We start from the raw sequence: 21,155 nt of genomic DNA on the forward strand, positions 1-21,155 counted from the left end.
GAAGCCGGCACACCGACCTGCACCGCTCGCGTGCTCGCGCTTAGGGTCGGTCCATGCACCTTCTCGAGCTCGGGGCCGAGGTCCCTGACCCGCTCGCGCCCTATCTATCGGTCGACCGGTCGAAGCCGCGGCACGAGTGCTGGGTGACCGGGCATATGGTCGCCGGGCTCGACGGCTCGGCGGCCGTCGGCGGCCGGGTCGGTCCGCTGTCCACCAAGCCGGACCAGGCGCTCTACCGCGCGATGCGCGAGATCGCCGACATCGTCATGGTCGGCGCCGAGACGGTGCGCCGGGAGAGGTTCGGGCCGGTGCGGCTCTCCGAACAGGCCCAGGCCCGGCGACGCAGCCTCGGCAAGCCGGCGCTGCCCCCGGTCGCCGTGGTCAGTCGCAGCCTCGACCTCGACTGGGCGGCCCGGGCGTTCACCGACGTTCCAGAGGATGCGCGCACCCACGTCATCACCTGCGCCGCTGCCGACCCTGGGCGCCTGGCGCAGGCGCAGCGCTCCGCCGTCGTGGTCGTCGCGGGCGAGGAGCGGGTGGAGCCGGCGGCGGCCCTGCGTGCGCTGGCTGGCCTGGGCCACCGCGTCGTGCTGTGCGAGGGCGGACCCACCTGGCTCGGCGAGGTCGTCGCCGCCGACCGCCTCGACGAGCTGTGCCTGTCCATCTCGCCCCTGATGGGCAGCGACCCGCTGCCGGTCTCGATCACCCCACCCGGGTCGGGGCTGGCCGGGTTCGCGCTGGAGTCGATCATGGCCGAGGACGACACCGTCTTCCTGCGCTATGAGGCTAGGCGGCAGGAAGGGCGGCAGGAAGGGCGGGAGGATGGGTGAAGAGGCGTTCGACACCCTCATGGGCGCTGCCGACCCGGCCGTCGTCGTGGTGACCACCGCCTCCGAGGGCGTGCGTGCCGGGTGCCTGGTCGGCTACCACGCGCAGTCGAGCATGTCCCCGCAGCAGTACTGCCTGTGGCTGTCCAAGGCCAACCACACCTACCGGGTCGCTCTGCGCGCCGACCACTTCGCCGTCCACTTCCTCACCCAGCAAGACCTGGCCCTGGCCGAGCGCTTCGGGGCCCGCACCGGCCTGGAGACGGACAAGTTCGCCGGGCTGGGTGTCGACATCGACGAGCACGGGGTCCCGCTGATCAGGCAGTGCCCGCACCGCTTCCTGCTCGAACGCCTCACCCTGCTCGACGACGGTGGCGACCACGTCTGCCTCACCGGACGGGTGCGGTCGGCCGCCAGCGAGGGAGGGTTGGCACCGCTCCGGCTCACCGACGTCGTCCATCTCACGCCAGGCCGCCCCAGCGAGGATCGGTCGGTCCGGCCGTGACCTGACGCGGGGGGCCTGCCCACGACCTCACCGCGGCGCGCCGCCCCCGCTCGCCAGGCGGCGGATCAGCGCGGCGACCTCCTCCGGGCGCTCCTGCGCTGCGAGCTTCAGCACGATGTCCTTGCCCTGGCGCAGACGCACCCGCAGCCGGCCGCCGAGCAGCCGGGACTCGACCTCCGCGCCAAGGACGTCTGCCGACGGGGCCTCACGCAGGACCCGCCAGCGTCGCCACGGCTGGTCGATGGTGAGGACGACCCGACGATCGGTGACCAGCAGCAGCGGGAAGGTGTCCGAGGACAGCCCGCCCACCGCGACGTCGAGCACCGTCTCCTCCGGATGCAGCACCTTCTCGGGCAGGATCAAGTCGTTCACCGCGAAGCGCTGGCCGGTGTTGCGCGCCATCGCCTCGCGGTAGGTCCGCTCCGCCCGCGTGGTCGAGGTCGCCGCGAGGGCCTGCGCCATCACCGCCTCGACGTCCTCGCCGTGTCGCTCCCGCATCTCACGCTGCAGCTCAGCGGCCGCCCGCAACTTCTCTCGTCGTGACGACGTCATGGATCGACTCTACGTCCAGGGGGTTGCACTACTTTTTGACGCGGAGTCCGCTACACATTGAACCTGAACTCCACCACGTCGCCGCGTTTAAGTGCATCTAGGTCAGCCCGAGCGGAGGGACCGACGATCCAACCTGCTCGCCCTCAACAGTCGCATGGCATGGGCGACCGAGTACCTCGAACCCGCACCTTCTGCCACTCAGTTGCTGATTGCTTCCAACCCGGGCCAGCCGGAGACGAGCCCCAGACGTTCGGCGGTTCGTGTTCGTCATGAGCTTGAGTCCACCCGTCGATGCCGGCCCGGGCGTGCGGAGTCAGGCGTCGCGCGAGGTGAAGGCTGCGGCCGCGATGATACTGGTCGCGGCGATCCAGGCGAACTGGACGAGCACGCCTCCTGCGGTGGTGAGCACGGCGTCGGCATCGGGCTGATAGAGAAGGCTGCCTGCTCGATCAGGAAGCCAGCGGGCGTGCTCGGTAGAGCCAGCTAGGAGGGGCGAGGCGATGAGCACGAGCGCGAGCATCGTCACGAGCGGCGGGACGAGCGAGCGGAGCAGGACGGCCAGGGCGAGGGCGAGCAGGCCGATCAGCACGAGGTACAGGCCAGCGCCCACCACGGGCCAGGCGTTCACGTCTCCGGCCGGTGAGGCATCGCGCGCGGCGAGCGTGATCGCGGCCGTGGCGAATCCTGCGCAGAGGGACACCGCGGCGGTGAGGACGGCGGTGACGAGGTAGGCGATCGCCTTTCCCGCAAGCAGCAGCGTCCGCTGCGGTATGGCGGTGAGCGTCGTGCGGATCTGGCTGCCCGCGTGCTCGCTCGCCACCACGAGGATCGCGATGAGGATGATGCCGATCTGGAGGAAGGGAACTGTAGCCAGCGTCATCTCCACCGGGTCGGACCGAGATGCCGACGAACTCGAGGTCGCGGCGATCCCGGCGGCGAGGGCGATCGCGACACCGATGGTCGCGAACACGGTGGCGACGACGGCGGGCAGGCCGCGGACCTTGATCAGCTCTGTGGCCACGACACGTGAAAGCCGCATGGTCAGGCGTCCCGCCGGGAGAAGACGCCGCTCGCGGCGGCCAGCAGGGCGAGCGTCCAGGCTGCCATCACGAGCGCACCGGGGAGGGCCTCGAGCCCGCCGTCAACGGTGTGAACCCCGCCGAACAGTCGGCGTCCGGCCATGTCCGGCAGCCAGTGCGCCAGGGGGGTGATGTTCGTCAGGAGCAGGGAGATCGATACCAGCGAGCTGTTCACGATGAGGATGATGAGCGGGATGATGCCGTTGCGGGTCAGCACCGTGATCGCGAACGCCAGTAGGCCGGTGAGCACCCAGTACAGCATCGCGCCGAGCGAACGCAGCACGGCCTCATCCGTGGCGACGGCCTCCTGCCCGGCGTCGCCGATGATCGCCATGGCGATGGCGACGCAGGCCGGGATGGTTACGAGCGCGGTCGCCACGACGAGCAGCACGATCGTGATCGCCTTCGTCAGGAGGAGGGTGATCCGTCGCGGCGTCGCGGCGAGGGTCGCGCTGATCTGCCGTCCGCCGCCGGCATCAGGACTATTGGCGGTGTATTCACTGCTCATCGCCATGACGCCGATGATCACCGCGCCGACCGTGCCGAGCGGCACGGCGGCGTATGCCGTCTCGAACGGCGAGGTGTCGGCCAGCAGCTCTTCCGCGCGTCCGGCCGCGATCGCGTTGCGCGTCGTCACGGCGTTAAGCACCGTGATGCCGATCGACCCCAGCAACGCCACGGCGACCCCGGCCCACACCGCGGGCAGGGTCGTGGCCTTGCGCAGTTCCGCGGCGATCATCTGCAGGAGGCTCATCGCTGACCCGCCTCGCCGGTCAGCCCGAAGAACGCGTCTTCGAGGGTGGTGTATCCGGCGGTGACCTGTGCCAGCGGTCCAGCTTTGACGATCCGCCCGCCGGCGATGATGACGAGATCGTCGGCGATCTCGGCGACCTCGCTCATCAGATGGCTGGACAGCAGGACGGTGCCTCCGGCGTCGGCGTGGCCGCGGAGCAGGCCGCGTACCCAGCGGATGCCCTCGGGGTCGAGGCCGTTGACCGGTTCGTCAAGCACGAGTACACCGGGCTCTCCCAGCAGTGCTGTGGCGAGGCCGAGTCGCTGCCCCATGCCCAGGGAGAACCGACCGACACGCGTGTGGCCATCGCCGGCGAGGCCGGCCTGATCGAGCACCTCGTTCACCCGGCGCCTGGGGATGCCGTTGCTGCGTGCGACCCAGGCGAGATGGTTGCGGGCGGTGCGGGAGCGGTGCGCGCCGGACCCGTCCAGCATGGACCCTACGATGCGCAGCGGGTCGTGCAGGCTGCGGTAGGGACGTCCGTCGACCAGCGCGTGGCCCCTGGTCGGGTGGTCCAGCCCGAGCAGGATCCGCAGGGTCGAGGACTTCCCCGCCCCGTTGGGGCCGAGGAAGCCGGTCACCTTTCCAGGCAGCGCCTGGAAGGTCACGTCGGAGAGGACAAGGCGGGAGCCTCGTTGTTTGAAGAGGCCGTCTATGGTCAGCATTCCTCCATGACAGCCGCCCGGAACCCAGAGAGCATCGGACCCGAGCCCGGTTCTTGCTGTGCCGTCTCGGTCCGGGGTCTCTCAGACCCTGGTCCGATGCCCGCAGGAGATGCCGGAACCTAGACTTGGTGGATGGAAGCCGGCCGGCCGACGTGGAGACCGCGCACGTGGGCCGTCGCGGCGGCGATCCTGCTCGTCCTGGCGTTCGTGCTCTCGGTGATGGGCGTCGATCCCCCCGGTGCGGCGCGGGCGGCAACGCTCTCCGCCATCGGGATCGCGTTCACGGTGCTGTGCTGGGCTCTGGTGCGCACGCGCTCTCAGCGCCGGCAGTACGAGGAGGACCTCGCGGCGTGGGCGACAGAGCGCGCGACGCAGGCCGAGCGCCTGCGCATCGCCTCCGACCTCCATGACCTCGTCTCCCACGGGCTCGGCATCATCACCGTCCGCGCCGCTGTCGCCCGCACCATGGCCGGACCCGCGGCCGAGACGGAACGGGCGAGCGCGTTGGCCGACGTCGAACGCGTCAGCCGCGAGACGACTATCGAGCTGCGCCGCATGCTCACAGTGCTCCACGAACCGGGCGCGGCGTCCCTGCATCCGGCCGATAGCCTCAGCGATCTGCCGGCGATCGCCCAGGAGGCGGACGCCGCCGGCCTCAGGGTCACTCTTGACCTCGACGACCTGGGCGAGGTGTCTCCGGGGGTGCAGCTGACAATCTGTGCCGTCGTGCGCGAAGCCCTGAACAACACGTTCCGCCACGCCGGCCCCACCCCGGTGCGGATCCGAGTGGGTCGCGACGCCGAGTCCATCGTCGTCGACGTGCGCGACGCGGGACCACAAGGAACCTGGCGATCACACCCCGGCGCTGGTCATGGCCTCGACGGCCTCCGAAAACGCGTTGAGATCCTCGGAGGCACTCTTCGTGCAAAGCCCGAGGAGCACGGCTTTCACCTCGTCGCCCGGATCCCCGACACGGACCACGCATGATGGCAGAAGTTCCCTCGCCGGTGATCCGTGTGCTGATCGCGGACGACCAGCAGTTGCTGCGGCACAGCCTCGCCCTCCTGATCGACGGGACCGAGGACCTCAGCATCGTCGGCGAGGCCGCCACGGGGGGAGAGGCCGCCCGCTTCGCGCGCGAACTGTCCCCTGACGTGGTCCTCATGGACATCCGCATGCCCGGCGGTGACGGCATCCAGGCAACGCACGCCATCGTCGCCGATCCGGCGCTCTCACACTGCCGGGTCCTCGTGCTCAGCATGTTCGAGCTCGATGAGTACGTCTACGGAGCGCTCCGCGCCGGTGCCAGCGGCTTTCTCCTCAAGGATTCGCACCCGGCTCAGCTCCTCGACGCGATCCGGCGCACCCACGCCGGCGAGTCCCTGTTCGCACCTGCCATCCTCACGCGGCTCGTCGAGCACTACGTCAGCCAGCCGGTCGCTGCACGATCGCGAGGCCTGGAGCGGATCACCGAGCGCGAGAGGCACGTGCTGGTCCTGGTCGCCCGCGGACTGTCCAATGACGAGATCGCGGCAAAGCTCGTCATCTCGATCAAGACCGTCAAGACCCACATCGGAAGCCTGCTCGCCAAGCTCCAGGCCCGCGATCGTGCCCAGTTGGTCATCGTGGCGTATGAGGCGGCCCTCGTTCGTCCGCCTGCCTGACGTCGATCTGTTGGTGGCCGCCGACGCACGCCCCGGGCGCTGGCAGCGCAAGCCGACAGGGAAGGGCACCGTGCGCATCTGATTTCCACGTGGACGAGATGCAGTTCGTCGGCCTCGTGCGAGTGAAGGGGTTGTAGAGGGGACGCACCGACGCCTCTCGTCTCGGCCCGGACCGGCCGGAGGGTGCTTCAGGACTTCCGCGACCTTCTTCGCAGTCGCCTTGGCAAAGTCCGGGTTCTGTCCGGTGACGAGCCCGCCGTCGGCACGCCGACCTGCCACCCCGAAGGTAGACCGCAGGCAAGGATCGACTCCTCGCCCGTGTCGATGGAACGGTGGACCGACCCCGTGCACGATCTCGTTGATCCGCCGCGGCGGCACTCCGATCGATACAGTCAGCCTGTTCTGCGTGATCTCGAAGGTCGATGAGTCCTCCATCAGGATCTCTCCCGGATGGATCGGCTCGATCAGGTCGGTCTCAGCGGTAGTCGACGTGTTCGACATCTTCCCCACCTCCTTCTCTCCAGACGACGCAAATGCGCCATTGCGCGTTCACCCGGATGCTGTGCTGCCCGCGGAGGTCACCGACCAGTCGCTCCAGTCGGTTCCCCGGTGGGATCCGGAGGTCCTCGACATTCTTCCGGCGTCATTGCCGGATGTGTTTGTGCCGCCCAGTCGCGCCACCACGTCAGGCGGTGCGAAGGCCGTATGGCGACAGCCCAGTTCCTCCGAGAGCCATGCCCATGTGATTGGCGCTGCCTCAAGCCAGGTCTCGATCTCGGCTAGACCCAGGGCTTGGCTTTGACGCCTCTCCAGACCACGTCACTTCGCTTGCCTGTAGCCCATCTGGCCCGCACCGTCCAAGGGCGCAGGATCGCTTCGACGTAAGTGTATTAGCGGTCGACGTCCCATCTGGGGTGTCTGTTCGCTTGAGTAGTCGTCATCGGCCTTCGTATGAGGGCTGGGCCTGACCGACAAGCCGTCCGCAACTCAAGCCGTCGCTTTGGTTGTCCGGACAATCGATGAATAGGGATGAGACCGTGGGGAGAGTTCCACACCACCGAGTTCCGGCACAGAGGAACGTCTAAGACCTCACCTCACCAAAAGGCAGAACGGATGCCCCGCTGGGTCGGCGAGCACATAGAGCGGCTCGTCGTCATCACCCGATCGGTCTTGGAGCAACCGAGCACCCAATGTCTCTGCACGTGCACGATGTCGTTGAAGCTCAACCATGCTGGGCACAGCGAAATCCATATGCATCTGCATCGGCACCTCCTCGGAGGGCCAGGCCGGTGGTGTCGTGGTCGTCTTCTCCTGCACGGCGAGAACGCGATTGTCGGCAGCGTCGAGCAGCACGAGCCAGTCGGCTGCATCCTCGCCCTCAGTCGGCGGCTCGTCGCCGTCCCGGTAGTGCAGGCCGAGCAGTCGTCGGTAGAACTCAGCCAGCCCACGGCAGTCAGCGGCATCGATGACGGTGTGTAGTAATTGCGGGTACTCGGCCATGACCGGCATTCTCCCACACGCGGCTATCCGTCAGCTCTCAGCGGGCCGATTGGCGGGCGTTGCTGAAAAACGAGTGCTGGGCGAGATCAGCCCACACGCCATGATCTGCATGTGCCAGCGCCCTAAACCGGAACTCCATGCCAGCATCCCTCAGGAGCGAAACCTGCTCTGGCCAGCAAGTTACACATTGAAACGAAATTCAACCACGTCACCGTCGGCCATCACGTAGTCCTTGCCCTCGATACGGACCCGGCCGGCCTCCTTGGCCTTCTGCATCGAGCCGGCCGCGTCGAGGTCGGCGAAGGAGACGACCTCGGCCTTGATGAAGCCCCGCTCGAAGTCGGTGTGGATGACACCGGCAGCCTGGGGCGCGGTCCAGCCCTTGCGGATGGTCCAGGCGCGGGACTCCTTGGGGCCGGCAGTGAGGTAGGTCTGCAGACCCAGGGTGTCGAAGCCGACCCGGGCCAGTTGGTCCAGGCCGGGCTCGTTCACGCCGACGGACTCCAGCAGCTCACGCGCCTCCTCATCGTCCAGCTCGGCCAGGTCGGACTCGAGCTTGGCGTTGAGGTAGATCGCCTCGGCGGGGGCCACCAGTGCGGCCAGCTCGGCGTGCAGCGCTTCGTCGGTCAGCCCGTCCTCGTCGAGGTTGAAGACGTAGAGGAAGGGCTTGGTGGTGAGCAGGCCCAGGCTCCTGGCGATGGCCGAATCCACCCCGCCCGCCTCTCCCGCGGCATACAGGGTGTCCCCGACCTCAAGCACCTTCTGCGCGGCGAGCGCGGTGTCGAGGACCTCCTTGTCGGCGCGCTTGCCCTTGACCTCCTTCTCCAGGCGCGGGACGGCGTTCTCCAGCGTCTGCAGGTCGGCGAGGATGAGCTCGGTGTTGATCGTCTCGATGTCGTCGCGGGGGCTCACCTTGCCGTCGACGTGCACGACGTCGTCGTCGCGGAAGGCTCGGACCACCTGGCAGATCGCGTCAGCCTCGCGGATGTTGGCCAGGAACTTGTTGCCTAACCCCTCCCCCTCGCTGGCGCCACGCACGATCCCGGCGATGTCGACGAAGCTGACCGTCGCCGGCAGGATCTTGGCCGAGCCGTGGATCTGCGCCAGCCGGCCCAGCCGGTCGTCCTTGAGCGGGACCACCCCGATGTTGGGCTCGATGGTCGCGAACGGGTAGTTCGCGGCGAGCACGGAGTTCTTGGTCAGGGCGTTGAAGAGGGTCGACTTGCCGACGTTGGGCAGGCCGACGATTCCGATGGAGAGTGCCACGGGGTCAGCAGTCTAGTCGTAGGACCACCGTCCACCTGGCGCGCGGGCTGACGACGGCGACGCCCCGGACGCTCCTACGGTTCTTCTCGCCCGGGAAGTGGACGCAGAAGGCCCGGACCTACGCCCACCCCCTCGGTGATCTTCACGATGAAGGCGTCGTGGTCGCCGCTGACGACGAAGACGTGCTCGGCCGCCTCGATCAGCTCGCATCCCTCACGACGTGTGGCCGACGCGACCGGGTCGTGACCTGCGGGTCCGCGGGTGTGTCGGACCACGCTGGGAGGGTGTGTCCATGGAGCTCTCCCCTCTCGTCCTCACCCTTGCCGCAATCGCGCTATTGCTGCTGGGTATGTCGTGGGGCTGGCTCCTCGCGCGGACGCAAACGGCGGCGGCGGGTGCCGAGCGGGACGTCGCCCGCGGCGAGGCGGAGGGGCTGCGGCGCGAGCTGGACGCCGCCCTGGACGCACGGGAGCTGGACCGCCAGGCTGCGGCGGAGCTCGCTCCCCTGCGTGACTCCCTGGAGCGGGTGGAACGGCAGGTGCGGACCCTGGAGCGCGACCGCGTCGAGCAGTTCGGTCAGGTCGGGGAGCACCTGGCCCAGGTGGCGCAGCAGACCCGGGCCCTGCAGCAGCAGACCGCTGCCCTGTCCGGAGCACTGTCCTCCTCCGGCACCCGCGGCACCTGGGGCGAGGTGCAGCTGCGACGGGTGCTGGAGCACGCCGGAATGCTGGAGCAGTGCGACTTCGATGAGCAGGTCAGCGGGATCAGCCGGCACGACGCCCGGGTGCGCCCCGACGTGGTGGTCCGGCTGCCGGGTGCGAAGACGCTCGTCATCGACAGCAAGGCACCGCTGACCGCCTTCCTGCGGGCCCAGGCCGACGACCTGGCGCCCGAGGAGGTGACCCGGCTGCTGCGCGAGCACGCCCGCGCCCTGCGCGGCCACGTCGAGACACTGGCCGCCAAGGACTACTGGAGCGCGTTCACCGCCTCCCCCGAGCTCGTCATCTGCTTCGTCCCCAGCGACGCAGTCCTGGCCGCCGCCCTGCGGGCCGAGCCGGACCTGTACGACCGAGCCCAGGCACGCCGGGTCGTGCTGGCCTCGCCCGCCACCCTGCTCGCAGTGCTGCGCGCCACGGCCCTGGCCTGGCAGCAGGAGGCCCTGACCAGCAACGCCCAGGAGCTGCTGCGCCTGGGCGCCGAGCTGCACCAGCGGCTGGGCACAGTCGGGCGCCACCTGGGTGCCATGGGCACGGCGCTGCGTCGCTCCGTGGAGACCTACAACCAGCTCGTCGGCACCCTGGAGTCCCGCGTCCTGGTCACTGCGCGCCGCATGCAGGAGCTGGGCCTGGCCGACCAGGCCCTGGACCCGAGTGAGCCGGTGCAGGCCGCGCCCCGCCCGTTGACCAGCCCCGAGCTGCTCGCCGAGGAACTGGCCCACGAGCTGACGCAGGCCACGCCCCAGCGCGCCCTCGAGGACCCGCTGCCCGCACCGGGAGCCTCCGAGGAGGCCCGGGCCCAGCAGCCCCGCCGCCTGGCCTGAACGTCGCGCTTCGCCCCATACCGTCTTGGCGGCCCTTTTCGTGCTACCACCCCGGAATTATCCGGCGGTCAGCACGAAAAGGGCCCATAGACGCGGCCAAGACGTCGACTCCGCGCCAGGGCCGGGGTCAGGGGCACAGCTACCCCGAGATCAGCTCGTGGAGGAAGGCCCGACCGCGCTCGCTGCGGGGGTCGTCCAGCACCTGCTCGGGCGGGCCCTGCTCGGCGATGCCGCCGTCGGCCAGGAGCACGACGCGGTCGGCCGCCTGCCGGGCGAAGCGCATCTCGTGGGTCACCACGACCATGGTCATGCCCTCGTCGGCCAGGTCGCGCATCACCTTGAGCACCTCCCCGACCAGCTCAGGGTCCAGGGCCGAGGTGGGCTCGTCGAAGAGCATGACCTTCGGGTCCATCGCCAGCGCCCGGGCGATCGCCACCCGCTGCTGCTGACCGCCGGAGAGGTTGTCGGGGTAGGCGCCGGCCTTCTGGCTCAAGCCCACCCGCGCCAACAGGGACTCCGCCTTCTCCCTGGCCTCACCCTTACCGCGCCCCAGCACCTCGCGCTGGGCCACGCTGATGTTCTCCAGCACGGTCATGTGCGGGAAGAGGTTGAAGGACTGGAAGACCATCCCGATCCGGGAGCGGATCGCGTTCAGGTGCTTCTCCTCATACACCAACCGATCCCCGCCGACCTCGATCGTGCCCGCGGAGATCTGCTCCAGCCCGTTGATGCACCGCAGCAGCGTCGACTTCCCGGCCCCGGAGGGGCCGATGAGGCAGACGACCTCGCCCTCACGCACGTCAAGGTCGATGCCGTCCAGGACCGTGGTCGAGCCGAACTTCTTGACGATCCCGCGCATCTGGACCAGAGGTCCCGCGCCGTGGCTCGGCGCGCTCTGTTCCTGCGTCATCTAAGGCCCTCCGTCCCCTGCTTGCCCACGGTGGTGAGAGGACCCGAGGGGTCGGTGTCCTTCTCGTCGGCCGTCACCGGTCGCCGGTGTCTGCTCAGCCGTCGCTCCAGCCCGTTCACGACCAGGGTCAGCACCAGCACGATGGCCAGGTAGTAGACCGCGACAATGATGTAGGCCGTCAACGGCTGGTAGGTGGTGGCCGCCATGTTCTGCGAAGTGCGGAACAGCTCGGTCATCCCGATGAAGGCGACCAGCGAGGAGTCCTTCACCGCGATGATGTACTGGTTGCCCAACACCGGGAGCGTCGTGCGCAGCGCCAACGGCGCCTGCACCCGCTTCAGAGTCTTCATCTTCGACATGCCTAGTGACCTGGACGCCTCCGTCAGTCCCTTGGGCACCGACTGAAAGCCGGCCCGGATAATCTCCGCGATGTAGGCCGAGTTGTGGAAGGCCAGCGCGATCGCGCCGGCCCAGAACGCCGGCAGCGCCCACACGTAGGCCAGTCCGAAGTAGATGATGAAGATCTGGGTGATCAGCGGCGTGCCCCGGACCAGGCCGATGTAAGCGGTGGCCAGCCACCGCAGCGGCCGGACCTTGCTCACGGCCAGGGCCGCGATGCCGGCGCCGCCGACCATGGCCATGAGCAGGGAGACCGCCGTCAGGCTCAGCGTGAGCCAGGTGGCCTCGATGAACAGCGGCGCGTACTCAGCGAACCGCCAGGAGAACTGCTCCAGCGTGGCGAGGAGTTCGTCCACGACGGATGGTCAGCCGTCGGTCTCGGCGTCGTCGTCGCTGGAGACGTCGGTCTGCTCACCGGCGGTGCCGGAGATGTCCTGGCCGAAGTACTCCTCGCTGATCTCGGCGTAGGTCCCGTTCTCCACGATGGCGGCCAACGCCTCGTTGAGGTCCTCGACCAGGCCGGTGTTGCCCTTCTTGACGGCGAAGGCAGGGGACTCGGTGTAGAGCGGGTCGCCGCACTCGACGACGTCCAGACCCGCCTCCTCGATCTGGTAGAGGCCGACGAGGCGGTCAGTCATCACGGCGTCCAGCCGGCCGGTGCCCAGGTCGCGCAGGGCGACCACGTCGGAGTCGAAGGAGCGGACCTCACCGACCCAGTCAGCGCCCTCCTCCTCTAGGTAGGTCATGTAGGTGGTGCCGGTCGCCACCCCGATCACCGGGTCGTCCATCTGGGAGATGTCGGTGCAGTCGGTGCCGTCCTGCACGAACGCCTGCGCACCGGAGCTGTAGTAGCCGTCGGTGAACTCGACCGCCTCCGCCCGCTCCGCCGTGGGGGTCATCGAGGCGACGAGCACGTCATACCGGTTGGCCTGCAGCCCGCCGATGAGGGATGCGAAGGTGGCCGCCTCACCCTGCATCTCCAGGCCCAGCTCCTCGGCGACCGCGGCCCCGATGTCGTGGTCGAAGCCGGTCAGCGTGTTGCCGTCGAAGTAGCTGAACGGCTGGAACTCACCGGACATCGCCACCACCAGGGTGCCGTCGTTGATGAGGTCACCCTGGATGTCGTCGGACGCGGCCGAGCCGTTGTCCGATCCGGCCGTGCCGTTGGCGTCGCCGTTGTCATCACCGTTGTCGCCGCAGGCGGACAGGACGAGCACGCTCGAGGCGGCAAGCGCGGCGAGGGCCGTGCGGGCAGTGGTCATCGACATCCTGATACTCCTCAGTGCGACGGGAGCCACCGGCTGCGGCTCCCTCGTGCCCCGGGCCGACACCCGACCACCCCCCGACGGTGGCCTGACGCGGACCCGGTGGCCTCCACCATGCCACGAGCCGGTGCGGTCGTCTGTCCGGACGGGCACCCGGTTGCCAACCGCGGGCAGATCCGCTACGCGCACGAAGAAACCCGCAGAAACCCGGAGAAACGCGGAGAATCAGGGGGCCCGAGGCGCCGTGACCGCTGTCCAAGCGTTACTGAACCGTGACCTCAGCGGACCTCAGCGGACCTCAGCGCTCCCGCCGGGACCGTGTGCTCTACCGTCGGGCCGGTCAGCGCAGCGAGCCCTCTGCCTTCCGGGCGCTGGGGATCGCACCCGGGTCGTGCTGGACCTTGACCGACTCCTGGCCGGCTGCCTTGAGGTCCCGACGGATCTCCGGCGGCAGCGAGAAGAGCAGGGACTCCTCGGCGGCGGTCACGGCCGAGACGTCGGCATAGCCACGCTCGGCGAGCCAGTCCAGCACGTCACGCACCAGCACCTCGGGCACGCTGGCCCCGCTGGTCACGCCCACGGTTTGCACCCCGTCGAGCCAGGCCTTGTCGATCTCGTCGGCGTAGTCGACCAAGTGCCCGTCGCGGGAGCCGTACTCCAGCGCCACCTCGACCAGCCGTTTGGAGTTGGAGGAGTTCTGGGAGCCCACGACGATCATCAGGTCGCACTCAGCCGCCATCTGCTTCACCGCGACCTGGCGGTTCTGCGTGGCGTAGCAGATGTCGTCGCTGGGCGGGTCCTGCAGCAGGGGGAACTTCTCCCGCAGCCGACGCACCGTCTCCATCGTCTCGTCGACCGACAACGTGGTCTGGGACAGCCACACCACCTTCTCCGGGTCGCGGACCTCGACGTGCTCGACGTCCTGAGGGCTCTGGACCAGGGTGATGTGCTCGGGAGCCTCGCCAGCGGTGCCCTCGACCTCCTCGTGCCCCTCATGGCCGACCAGCAGGATGTCGTAGTCGTCGCTGGCGAAGCGCACGGCCTCCCGGTGCACCTTGGTCACCAGGGGGCAGGTGGCGTCGATGGTCTTCAAGCTCAGCTGGCGAGCCTCCTGGTGCACCGCCGGGCTGACCCCATGGGCGGAGAAGATGACCCGGGCCCCTTCGGGGACCTCCGAGGTCTCATCGACGAAGATTGCACCGCGCTTCTCCAGCGTGCGCACGACGTGCTTGTTGTGCACGATCTCCTTGCGGACGTAGACCGGCGGGCCGTACAGCTCCAGCGCCTTCTCCACGGTGATCACGGCGCGGTCGACGCCGGCACAGTAGCCACGCGGGGCGGCCAACAGGACTCGCTTGGCCCCATCTGCCCCCGTGGGGGCGGGCGCGGCGATGTCAGCAGGGTGGATAGACGGCGTGGTGGAAGTCACAGGGGACAGTCTACGAAAGATGTCTGGCACCCCCCTGGACACCGCCCGGACCAGGTGCTTCAGCGTGCGTCGGCGACAGCCTTCCGCAGCACCGCGGCCACCTGCTCGGGGTGGGTTGCCGGCATGAGGTGGGTCGCCCGGGGCACCGTCACCACGCGCGCGTCGGTGGTGGCGGCGGCAAACCTGCGCACGTGGATCCGCATCTGGTCCAGCTGGCCGTTGACCATCCAGACCGGACAGCCCACCTCCCGCAGCAGCTCCGGGCCGCACTCGTCCATCACCAGCTCCCAGGCGGCCGGGAGCGCGGCGTAGGCGGCGCCGTCCGGGAGCAGCTGCGCATGCTCACCCTTGGCACCCAGACGCCGGAAGAGCACGTTCATCCAGCGGGCCATCCGCTCGGCGTCCACATACGGCAGGGCCCGGGCGAAACCGCGGTAGAGGCCGGTCAGCGGTCCGGCCGGGTCGGCCGTGGCCCCGATGAGCACGAGCGCCCCCAGGTCGTGCGGGTGCTGGGCCGCCCACATTGCCCCCAGGTAACCGCCGAGGCTGTGCCCGGCCAGCACCGGCTTGCCGTCGCCGATGCTGCGGGCCTCGGCCACGGCCTCTTCCACAGTGGCCAGGGCCGCCTCCCGGGTGAACTCCTCCCCGGCCCGCTCCCCGTGCCCGGGCAGGTCACGGGCCACCAGCGGCAGCCCGGTCAGCAGCTCCTCGTAGGGGCGCCACTGACGTCGGCTCATCCGGGTCCCGTGCAGGAGGATCAGCGCCCGTGTCATGTCTCCAGTGTGCGGGGGGCAGGAAGGCGACGGAGCACCGCATACCCTGACCTCGTGCCCTCGCAGCTGCCCGCCACCGCCCGGGAGACCACCGCGTCCGCCCCCTGGCCGGTGCGCGTCCTGTCGATGAAGATCGGCGACTACGTCGAGAAGATGTCGCCGCTGTGGGTCGAGGGGCAGATCGTGCAGCTCAACCGTCGACCCGGGATGTCGACAGCCTTCCTCACCCTGCGCGACCCCGACGTCGACATGTCCCTGTCCGTCGCGATCCCGACCGGTGCGCTCGACGCGATGCCCAGTCCGCCCCAGCAGGGCGCCCGGGTGGTGGTGCACGCCAAGCCGACGTTCTGGGCCAAGCGGGGCACCCTGCAGCTGGAGGCCCGGCAGATGCGCCACGTCGGCGTCGGGGAACTGCTGGCCCGGCTGGAGCACCTCAAGCAGCTGCTGCGCAGCGAGGGGCTTTTCGAGCCCGGCCGCAAACGCCCCCTGCCCTTCCTGCCCCGCCGGGTGGGGTTGATCACCGGGCGGGCCACCGCGGCCGAGCGCGACGTCCTGGCCGGCGTCGCGCGGCGCTGGCCCGCAGCGCAGGTCGAGGTCCGGCAGGTGGCGGTGCAGGGCACCGAGACGGTGGCACAGGTGACCGCTGCGCTGCGCGAGCTGGATGCCCTGGCCGAGGTGGACGTCATCGTCGTCGCCCGCGGCGGCGGGTCCTTCGAGGACCTGCTTCCCTTCTCCAACGAGACCCTCATCCGCGCCGCCGCCGCCACGACGACGCCGGTGGTCTCGGCCATCGGGCACGAGAGCGACACCCCCCTGCTCGACTTCGTCGCCGACCTGCGCGCCTCCACGCCGACCCATGCAGCGGCCGCCGTCGTGCCGGATGTCGCGGACGAGCTGCGGGGGCTGGTCACCGTCCGGGGCCGCAGCCGCCGTGCCGTGGGTGCCCGTATCCGCGCCGAACGCGAACGGCTGGAGGCCCTGCTCTCCCGCCCGGTCATGACCGACCGGGCAGCGATCATCACGCGGCACCGCGATGAGGTCGCCGACCTGGTGCAGCGGGGCCGCGGCCGGCTGGAGGAGCGACTGGTCCGCGAGCGCGACCGCTCCCACCAGCTGCTGCGTCACCTGCGCGCGGTCTCACCGCAGCACACCCTGGAGCGGGGGTATGCCGTGGTGCGGCACGCCGACGGCAGCATCGTGCGCGACCGCGAGGGGGTCGACGCCGCCGAGCTGCTGCGGGTCACCGTCGCCCGTGGTGACTTCGCCGTGCGGCCGGTGAGCGGCTGAGCCGATCGCCGAGGCTGGCCTGACCGCGGAGGTTCACGCGAGCCCCGGTCCACCACTGCAGCCTGCGGGAGTGCGGTAGATCGGTGTCGCAATAGCGACACCGATCTACCTCAGCCCGCACGTCAAACCGCCGTTGTGGACGAGCCCTGCGCCCCGGCCGCCGGCTCGGACATCCTCATCCTCATGCCGAGTTCGCTGCCACCGGTGATCTCGCGACGGCAGGCGCTGGCGCGGGGCATCACACCGTCCATGATCCGGCACCGGCTCAGGACCGGCCGGTGGCAGAAGATCTTCGCGGGGGTCTACGCCACGCACAGCGGCGAGGTCAGCTGGCGACACAGGGCCAGGGCCGCGACCCTGGCCAGGGGTCCTGGGGCCGTCGTCAGCCTGCACTGCGCCCTGCATCTGTGGGGCCTGCATCCGAACCCGCCGCAGATCCTCACGCTCGCCGAGCCGGACGCCACGCACCGGCGCAGCTCGCTCCGGGGCGTCCACACCCGCCGACGTCGGCGGCTCACGACGACCCTGCGCCACCAGGTCCCGGTCACGTCGCTGGGGCAGACACTCCTCGACGTCCTGGCGCTGCCGGGGACGACCCTGGACGACGCCCTGGCGCTGGTCACCCGTGCCGTGTCCACGAGGAGGATCGCCGTTCCCCAGCTGCGCGAGGAGCTTCGCCATCATCCCCGGCACCCGCGGCGGGAGGTGCTGAAGGAGGTGCTGGCCGCCGCGGAGAACGGCCTCGGCAGCGTGGCTGAGGCCCGCTACGTGCGCGACGTCGAGCAGGCCCACGGCCTGCCACCGATGGAGCGGCAGGTGCCGATGGACGGCCCGCAGGCGGTGGCCGACGGCCGGTCGCGCAGCCTCGACTTCAAGGACCGGGGACGGGGACTGGGGCTGGAGATCGACGGCGACCTCTTTCACTCAACCCGGCAGCTTCAGGACCGAGGCCGGGACCGGGAAGCCGCGGGTAAGGGCGAGGTCACGATCCGCGCGGGCTGGGTCGAGGTCGTGGTCCGTCCCTGCGAGCTCGCCGCCGACGTGGCCGCCGCCCAGCGCGCACGGGGGTGGGCAGGACAACCCCGCGCCTGCGGCCGCGACTGTCGACTTCCCCGTGACCCGCGTTGGCGCCTCTCTACCTTCCGAGCTGGGTGAACGGTGCGGCCCGGATCTCAGCCCCGGGGACCGTTCCGGGCGAGGTTGACGTGAGGGTCCGCGGTGGGCTGGTGTCGCTCTGGCGACACCCACCCACCTCACCGACCCCGCGTCCGCCCGGTGAGATCAAGGCGTCCTTGGCCGCGCACGTTGAGCCCTCGAGCCGACACGACGGCAAGGTCAAGGGTCGAGTGCTGCGCGCAACGGCCGCCTCGGGTCGCCGCGGTCGGTGGGACTTGCCCTGCACGAGCGCCTACTAGAGTGGAGCGGGTGAGCACCTCAGACGCCGACGCCCCGACGCCCGTCGCCGACCTCTCCTACGAGCAGGCTCGTGACGAGCTGGTCCGGCTCGTCTCCCGCATCGAGTCGGGCCAGGTGCCGCTGGAGGAGTCGATGCTGCTCTGGGAGCGGGGCGAGGAGCTGGCCGCACACTGCCAGGCGAAGTTGGACGCCGCGCAGTCGACCCTGGACCGGGCGACCGGTGAAGGGGAGCCAATCGCCGAGCCCTCCACCAGCACCGGCGAGCCGTCGGACGAGACGCCTGACGCAGCCTCGGACTAGACAGACCCGAGGCAGACAGACCCCAAACAGACCCGAGCGGGAGCCGCTCACCACCAACTGAGCGACCCGACTGAGCCACCCGACCCGGGGCCCGCGTGAGCCACCCGACCCGGGGCCCGCGTGAGCCAACCCGAACCGGAGCCCACGCCTCGAGCCTCAGCCTCAGCCTCAGCCTCAGCCTCAGCCCGGAGCGTGTGCCGCTTCGAGTCAGTCGCGCGCTCGCACCGACTCCAGGAACTCGGGCAGCTCGGCGACCGCCCCGGCGGTCCCGTGCACGACGACGGTCGAGCCGCCGGTGTCCTCCGGCCCGAGCAGCCAAGCCAGCTCGGCGTTGCTGGGCCGCGGCCCCTCGAACTGCGTGAACGTCTGCTCGCCGCCGGGCCCGGTGAGCTGCACATCGCGGTCCTCGGTGCCGTTGCGCAGCACCTCGTCGAGCCAGCGATCGGTGACGTCTGCGGCCTGGGTCAGCGCGAGGTACTCCCCCTCGGGCGTCTCGTAGGAGATGTGCCAGGTCGGCATCTCGTCGTAGCGGGCCTCGTACCAGGCGACCGTCGCGATCCACTCCTCCGGCGGCTGCGGCACCCAGACCGGGAAGTCGGACTGCTGCGCGACATACTGTGCAGTCGCCTCGGTCTCGACGTTGGGTCGGACCGGCTCGGCGGGGTTGAAGGGGATCGCCCACCACACCAGTGCCAGCGCCCCCACCGGGAGCACCGAGAGCACCATATTGCGCACCGAGTAGGACGCGAGCCGCTTGCGACGCTTGTCCTGCGGGCTCTGCTGCGGGCCGGGCTGTCGGTCCGGTGTCTGGGTAGGGGGTGTTGCGGTGCTCACCCCTTCATAGTCCCACCCTTTGGCGCTGTGTCTTCCCGCGCCCGCCTCCTCCCGCGCCTGCGCCGTCCACGGCCCGGGATAGGCTGGGACTCGCCTGACCGTCCAGACGAAGGAGTCCGCCCCCATGGCAGCCGACCGCTCCCCCAAGCCCACCGACCAGGTGCTCCCCGACCGCAACCTCGCCCTGGAGCTGGTGCGGGTCACCGAGGCCGCGGCGCTGGCTGCCGGCCGCTGGGTGGGCCGTGGCGACAAGAACCTGGCCGACAACGCCGCCGTCGAGGCGATGCGCAAGGTGATCAGCCAGGTCGCCATGGACGGCATCGTCGTCATCGGCGAGGGTGAGAAGGACGAGGCGCCGATGCTCTACAACGGCGAGCGCGTCGGCAACGGGGAGGGCCCGCAGGTGGACGTGGCCGTCGACCCGGTCGAGGGCACCACCCCCACCGCCAAGGGCATGGACAACGCGATCTCGGTCATCGCCGTCTCCGAGCGCGGCACGATGTACGACCCCTCGGCGGTCTTCTACATGGACAAGCTGGTCGTCGGACCGGATGCCGCCGACCGGGTGGACATCCGGCTGCCGATCCGGGAGAACCTGAGGCGTCTGGCCCGGGCCAAGAAGAAGCACGTCGAGGACGTCACCGTCGTCATGCTCGACCGGCCGCGCCACGCGGACTACGTCCAGCAGGTCCGCGACGCGGGCGCCCGTCTGCGGTTCATCACCGACGGCGACGTGGCCGGCGCCCTTTCCGCCGCCCGCGAGGAGGGCTCGGCGGACATCCTGCTCGGCGTGGGGGGCACCCCGGAGGGGATCATTACCGCCTGCGCGATGCGCGCCACGGGTGGGGTCATCCAGGGCCGGCTATGGCCCCAGGACGACGACGAGCGGCAGAAGGCGATCGACGCTGGCCACGACCTGGACCGGGTGCTGACCACCGAGGACCTCGTCACCAGCGACAACTGTTTCTTCGCCGCCACCGGGATCACCAGCGGGCCCCTGCTGCGCGGTGTCCGCTACGGCTCGGGCGCCGCGATCACCCAGTCCCTCGTCATGCGCTCCCGCTCCGGGACCATCCGGGAGATCACCTCCCACCACCGCCTCGACAAGGTCGCGGCGATCGCCGACGCGCACGCCCCGGATGCCGTGTGAGCCAGCGCCTTGACCCGGTCGTGCTGACCGTCGGGGAGGCCCTGACCGACGTGGTCGTCTCCCCCGACGGGCGCCGCGCCGAGCACGTGGGCGGGTCCCCCGCCAACGTCGCCGTCGGCCTGGCCGCCCTGGGCCACCCCAGCCGGCTCACCGCATACCTGGCTGACGACGACCGCGGTCGGCGCCTCCGCGCCCACCTTGAGGGGTATGGCGTGCAGCTCACCGAGGGCTCCCTCGCCGCCGAGCGCACCTCCAGCGCCACGGCGCACCTGGACGCCGAGGGCGTGGCCACCTACGACTTCGACCTGGCCTGGCGGCTCGGCGAGCAGGACCTGGGCGGGGTCGGGCACCTGCACACCGGGTCCCTCGCGGCGACCGTCGAGCCGGGTGGCAGCGCGGTCGTCGACCTCATGGCGCAGGCGCGGATGGCGGGCGCGACCGTCTCCTATGACCCGAACTGCCGACCGACGCTCATGGGCCGGCCGGACGACGCGCGGCAGCGGATCGAGGAGTGCCTGGGCCGCAGCGACGTGGTCAAAGCCAGCCTGGAGGACGTCGAGTGGCTGTATGCCGACGCACCGGTGCTGGACGTGGCGCGCGAGTGGGGCCGGCTCTCCCCGCTGCTGGTCGTGGTGACCCGCGGTGGTGAGGGACCGCTGGCGCACCTGTCGGCCAGCGGGGCAACCGTAGAGCTGCCCGCGCAGCAGGTGGAGGTGGTCGACACCGTGGGGGCCGGGGACTCCTTCATGGCAGGACTGCTCTCCGGGCTCCTCGACACCGGTCTGCTGGGTGGCAGCGAGGCCAGGGAACGCCTGCGCCGGGCCACGGCCCAGGACCTCGAGCCAGCCCTGCGGCGCGCGGTCGCCACCGCCTCGTGGACGGTGGGCCGGGCTGGCGCCGCCGCGCCCAGTCGCGCCGACCTCCACTGAAGGCGGGCGAAGCTCCCGCCCGACTCGTCCCCAGGCCCCCGCTAGGGTGAAAGCGACCTGCCTGCCACCTGC

The 21,155-nt window shown here is 70.2% G+C and carries 24 protein-coding genes and 1 pseudogene; 11 read left to right on the forward strand and 14 right to left on the reverse strand.

Features of this window, described 5'->3' with window-relative positions; translation table 11 throughout:
• Window positions 1–53 precede the first annotated feature (53 nt).
• Entirely contained in the window at window positions 54–830 is a 777-nt protein-coding gene (locus FY030_RS11625) for a pyrimidine reductase family protein (RefSeq protein WP_158061649.1), read from the forward strand.
• The gene (locus tag FY030_RS11630) at window positions 823–1,332 is read left to right on the forward strand and encodes a flavin reductase family protein (RefSeq protein ID WP_158061650.1); all 510 of its coding nucleotides are present in this window, start codon (window positions 823–825) and stop codon (window positions 1,330–1,332) included. The genes FY030_RS11625 and FY030_RS11630 overlap by 8 nt, the downstream gene beginning before the upstream one ends.
• A 27-nt stretch (window positions 1,333–1,359) precedes the next feature.
• Here FY030_RS11630 and FY030_RS11635 read toward each other — a convergent pair whose 3' ends face one another.
• From FY030_RS11635 to FY030_RS11650, 4 genes are all read right to left on the reverse strand, one after another.
• Window positions 1,360–1,884, reverse strand: coding sequence for a PH domain-containing protein (locus FY030_RS11635; protein WP_158061651.1), 525 nt, complete (start codon window positions 1,882–1,884; stop codon window positions 1,360–1,362).
• A gap of 313 nt (window positions 1,885–2,197) precedes the next feature.
• Window positions 2,198–2,923, reverse strand: coding sequence for an ABC transporter permease (locus FY030_RS11640; RefSeq protein ID WP_158061652.1), 726 nt, complete (start codon window positions 2,921–2,923; stop codon window positions 2,198–2,200).
• A gap of 2 nt (window positions 2,924–2,925) precedes the next feature.
• Window positions 2,926–3,717 (reverse strand): ABC transporter permease, encoded by a 792-nt coding sequence (locus FY030_RS11645; protein WP_158061653.1) that lies wholly within the window; start codon window positions 3,715–3,717, stop codon window positions 2,926–2,928.
• A complete protein-coding gene (locus tag FY030_RS11650; RefSeq protein ID WP_158061654.1) occupies window positions 3,714–4,421 on the reverse strand; it encodes an ABC transporter ATP-binding protein in 708 nt (235 codons plus the stop codon). The genes FY030_RS11645 and FY030_RS11650 overlap by 4 nt, the downstream gene beginning before the upstream one ends.
• A gap of 132 nt (window positions 4,422–4,553) precedes the next feature.
• Here FY030_RS11650 and FY030_RS11655 point away from each other — a divergent pair, with 132 nt between their 5' ends.
• Entirely contained in the window at window positions 4,554–5,408 is an 855-nt protein-coding gene (locus tag FY030_RS11655) for a sensor histidine kinase (protein ID WP_158061655.1), read from the forward strand.
• Complete coding sequence (locus tag FY030_RS11660) at window positions 5,405–6,085, forward strand: response regulator (protein WP_238348256.1); 681 nt, start codon at window positions 5,405–5,407, stop codon at window positions 6,083–6,085. Before FY030_RS11655 ends, FY030_RS11660 begins: the two co-directional genes overlap by 4 nt.
• Window positions 6,086–6,427: 342 nt before the next feature.
• Here the strand turns inward: FY030_RS11660 and FY030_RS16920 are convergent.
• Window positions 6,428–6,553, reverse strand: a pseudogene (locus FY030_RS16920) (helix-turn-helix transcriptional regulator); the annotation flags it as partial.
• Between FY030_RS16920 and FY030_RS17405 the strand changes: the two are divergent.
• Entirely contained in the window at window positions 6,492–6,887 is a 396-nt protein-coding gene (locus FY030_RS17405) for a hypothetical protein (RefSeq protein ID WP_475475131.1), read from the forward strand. The pseudogene FY030_RS16920 and the gene FY030_RS17405 overlap by 62 nt on opposite strands.
• A gap of 287 nt (window positions 6,888–7,174) precedes the next feature.
• Here FY030_RS17405 and FY030_RS11675 read toward each other — a convergent pair whose 3' ends face one another.
• The 3 genes from FY030_RS11675 to FY030_RS11685 all read right to left on the reverse strand — a co-directional run bounded on the left by FY030_RS11675 (window position 7,175) and on the right by FY030_RS11685 (window position 9,126).
• The gene (locus tag FY030_RS11675) at window positions 7,175–7,585 is read right to left on the reverse strand and encodes a VOC family protein (protein WP_158061656.1); all 411 of its coding nucleotides are present in this window, start codon (window positions 7,583–7,585) and stop codon (window positions 7,175–7,177) included.
• Between the two features lie 180 nt (window positions 7,586–7,765).
• Window positions 7,766–8,851, reverse strand: coding sequence for a redox-regulated ATPase YchF (gene ychF / locus FY030_RS11680; RefSeq protein ID WP_158061657.1), 1,086 nt, complete (start codon window positions 8,849–8,851; stop codon window positions 7,766–7,768).
• A gap of 74 nt (window positions 8,852–8,925) precedes the next feature.
• Window positions 8,926–9,126, reverse strand: coding sequence for a hypothetical protein (locus FY030_RS11685; RefSeq protein ID WP_158061658.1), 201 nt, complete (start codon window positions 9,124–9,126; stop codon window positions 8,926–8,928).
• 17 nt (window positions 9,127–9,143) lie between these two features.
• On the opposite strand from FY030_RS11685, the gene FY030_RS11690 reads away from it, so the two are divergent.
• Entirely contained in the window at window positions 9,144–10,391 is a 1,248-nt protein-coding gene (locus FY030_RS11690; RefSeq protein WP_158061659.1) for a DNA recombination protein RmuC, read from the forward strand.
• 139 nt (window positions 10,392–10,530) lie between these two features.
• On the opposite strand, the gene FY030_RS11695 is transcribed toward FY030_RS11690, so the two are convergent.
• From FY030_RS11695 to FY030_RS11715, 5 genes are all read right to left on the reverse strand, one after another.
• Window positions 10,531–11,301, reverse strand: coding sequence for an amino acid ABC transporter ATP-binding protein (locus tag FY030_RS11695; RefSeq protein ID WP_158061660.1), 771 nt, complete (start codon window positions 11,299–11,301; stop codon window positions 10,531–10,533).
• Window positions 11,298–12,056, reverse strand: a complete 759-nt coding sequence (locus FY030_RS11700; protein ID WP_420371858.1) for an amino acid ABC transporter permease — start codon at window positions 12,054–12,056, stop codon at window positions 11,298–11,300. The genes FY030_RS11695 and FY030_RS11700 overlap by 4 nt, the downstream gene beginning before the upstream one ends.
• A gap of 9 nt (window positions 12,057–12,065) precedes the next feature.
• Window positions 12,066–12,962 (reverse strand): transporter substrate-binding domain-containing protein, encoded by an 897-nt coding sequence (locus FY030_RS11705; RefSeq protein ID WP_192498585.1) that lies wholly within the window; start codon window positions 12,960–12,962, stop codon window positions 12,066–12,068.
• Window positions 12,963–13,305: 343 nt separating this feature from the next.
• Entirely contained in the window at window positions 13,306–14,373 is a 1,068-nt protein-coding gene (locus tag FY030_RS11710) for a 4-hydroxy-3-methylbut-2-enyl diphosphate reductase (RefSeq protein ID WP_158062807.1), read from the reverse strand.
• 80 nt (window positions 14,374–14,453) lie between these two features.
• The gene (locus FY030_RS11715; RefSeq protein WP_158061662.1) at window positions 14,454–15,167 is read right to left on the reverse strand and encodes an alpha/beta fold hydrolase; all 714 of its coding nucleotides are present in this window, start codon (window positions 15,165–15,167) and stop codon (window positions 14,454–14,456) included.
• 54 nt (window positions 15,168–15,221) lie between these two features.
• On the opposite strand from FY030_RS11715, the gene xseA reads away from it, so the two are divergent.
• The 3 genes from xseA (at window position 15,222) to FY030_RS11730 (ending at window position 18,170) form a co-directional block, all read left to right on the forward strand.
• Window positions 15,222–16,454 (forward strand): exodeoxyribonuclease VII large subunit, encoded by a 1,233-nt coding sequence (gene xseA, locus FY030_RS11720; RefSeq protein ID WP_158061663.1) that lies wholly within the window; start codon window positions 15,222–15,224, stop codon window positions 16,452–16,454.
• A 135-nt stretch (window positions 16,455–16,589) separates the two neighbouring features.
• Entirely contained in the window at window positions 16,590–17,609 is a 1,020-nt protein-coding gene (locus FY030_RS11725) for a type IV toxin-antitoxin system AbiEi family antitoxin domain-containing protein (protein ID WP_158061664.1), read from the forward strand.
• A 270-nt stretch (window positions 17,610–17,879) separates the two neighbouring features.
• Complete coding sequence (locus tag FY030_RS11730) at window positions 17,880–18,170, forward strand: exodeoxyribonuclease VII small subunit (protein ID WP_158061665.1); 291 nt, start codon at window positions 17,880–17,882, stop codon at window positions 18,168–18,170.
• A gap of 207 nt (window positions 18,171–18,377) precedes the next feature.
• Here FY030_RS11730 and FY030_RS11735 read toward each other — a convergent pair whose 3' ends face one another.
• The gene (locus tag FY030_RS11735) at window positions 18,378–19,004 is read right to left on the reverse strand and encodes a DUF4245 domain-containing protein (protein ID WP_192498586.1); all 627 of its coding nucleotides are present in this window, start codon (window positions 19,002–19,004) and stop codon (window positions 18,378–18,380) included.
• Between the two features lie 124 nt (window positions 19,005–19,128).
• Between FY030_RS11735 and glpX the strand changes: the two genes are divergently transcribed.
• On the forward strand, window positions 19,129–20,154 hold the full coding sequence (glpX, locus tag FY030_RS11740; RefSeq protein WP_158061667.1) for a class II fructose-bisphosphatase: 1,026 nt from the start codon (window positions 19,129–19,131) through the stop codon (window positions 20,152–20,154).
• A complete protein-coding gene (locus tag FY030_RS11745; RefSeq protein ID WP_158061668.1) occupies window positions 20,151–21,083 on the forward strand; it encodes a carbohydrate kinase family protein in 933 nt (310 codons plus the stop codon). Before glpX ends, FY030_RS11745 begins: the two co-directional genes overlap by 4 nt.
• Window positions 21,084–21,155 lie beyond the last annotated feature (72 nt).

Origin of the sequence: Ornithinimicrobium pratense (assembly GCF_008843165.1) — a bacterium.
In the GTDB taxonomy this organism is placed as follows: domain Bacteria; phylum Actinomycetota; class Actinomycetes; order Actinomycetales; family Dermatophilaceae; genus Ornithinicoccus; species Ornithinicoccus pratensis.

Coding starts and splice junctions, on each gene's coding strand:
- FY030_RS11675 (WP_158061656.1), bottom strand. CDS start 7,585: ATGGCCGAGTACCCGCAATTACTACACACCGTCATCGATGCCGCTGAC.
- FY030_RS11645 (WP_158061653.1), bottom strand. CDS start 3,717: ATGAGCCTCCTGCAGATGATCGCCGCGGAACTGCGCAAGGCCACGACC.
- FY030_RS11630 (WP_158061650.1), top strand. CDS start 823: ATGGGTGAAGAGGCGTTCGACACCCTCATGGGCGCTGCCGACCCGGCC.
- FY030_RS11625 (WP_158061649.1), top strand. CDS start 54: ATGCACCTTCTCGAGCTCGGGGCCGAGGTCCCTGACCCGCTCGCGCCC.
- FY030_RS11640 (WP_158061652.1), bottom strand. CDS start 2,923: ATGCGGCTTTCACGTGTCGTGGCCACAGAGCTGATCAAGGTCCGCGGC.
- FY030_RS11715 (WP_158061662.1), bottom strand. CDS start 15,167: ATGACACGGGCGCTGATCCTCCTGCACGGGACCCGGATGAGCCGACGT.
- FY030_RS11660 (WP_238348256.1), top strand. CDS start 5,405: ATGATGGCAGAAGTTCCCTCGCCGGTGATCCGTGTGCTGATCGCGGAC.
- FY030_RS11705 (WP_192498585.1), bottom strand. CDS start 12,962: ATGACCACTGCCCGCACGGCCCTCGCCGCGCTTGCCGCCTCGAGCGTG.
- FY030_RS11635 (WP_158061651.1), bottom strand. CDS start 1,884: ATGACGTCGTCACGACGAGAGAAGTTGCGGGCGGCCGCTGAGCTGCAG.
- glpX (WP_158061667.1), top strand. CDS start 19,129: ATGGCAGCCGACCGCTCCCCCAAGCCCACCGACCAGGTGCTCCCCGAC.
- FY030_RS11650 (WP_158061654.1), bottom strand. CDS start 4,421: ATGCTGACCATAGACGGCCTCTTCAAACAACGAGGCTCCCGCCTTGTC.
- FY030_RS11655 (WP_158061655.1), top strand. CDS start 4,554: ATGGAAGCCGGCCGGCCGACGTGGAGACCGCGCACGTGGGCCGTCGCG.
- FY030_RS11690 (WP_158061659.1), top strand. CDS start 9,144: ATGGAGCTCTCCCCTCTCGTCCTCACCCTTGCCGCAATCGCGCTATTG.
- FY030_RS11695 (WP_158061660.1), bottom strand. CDS start 11,301: ATGACGCAGGAACAGAGCGCGCCGAGCCACGGCGCGGGACCTCTGGTC.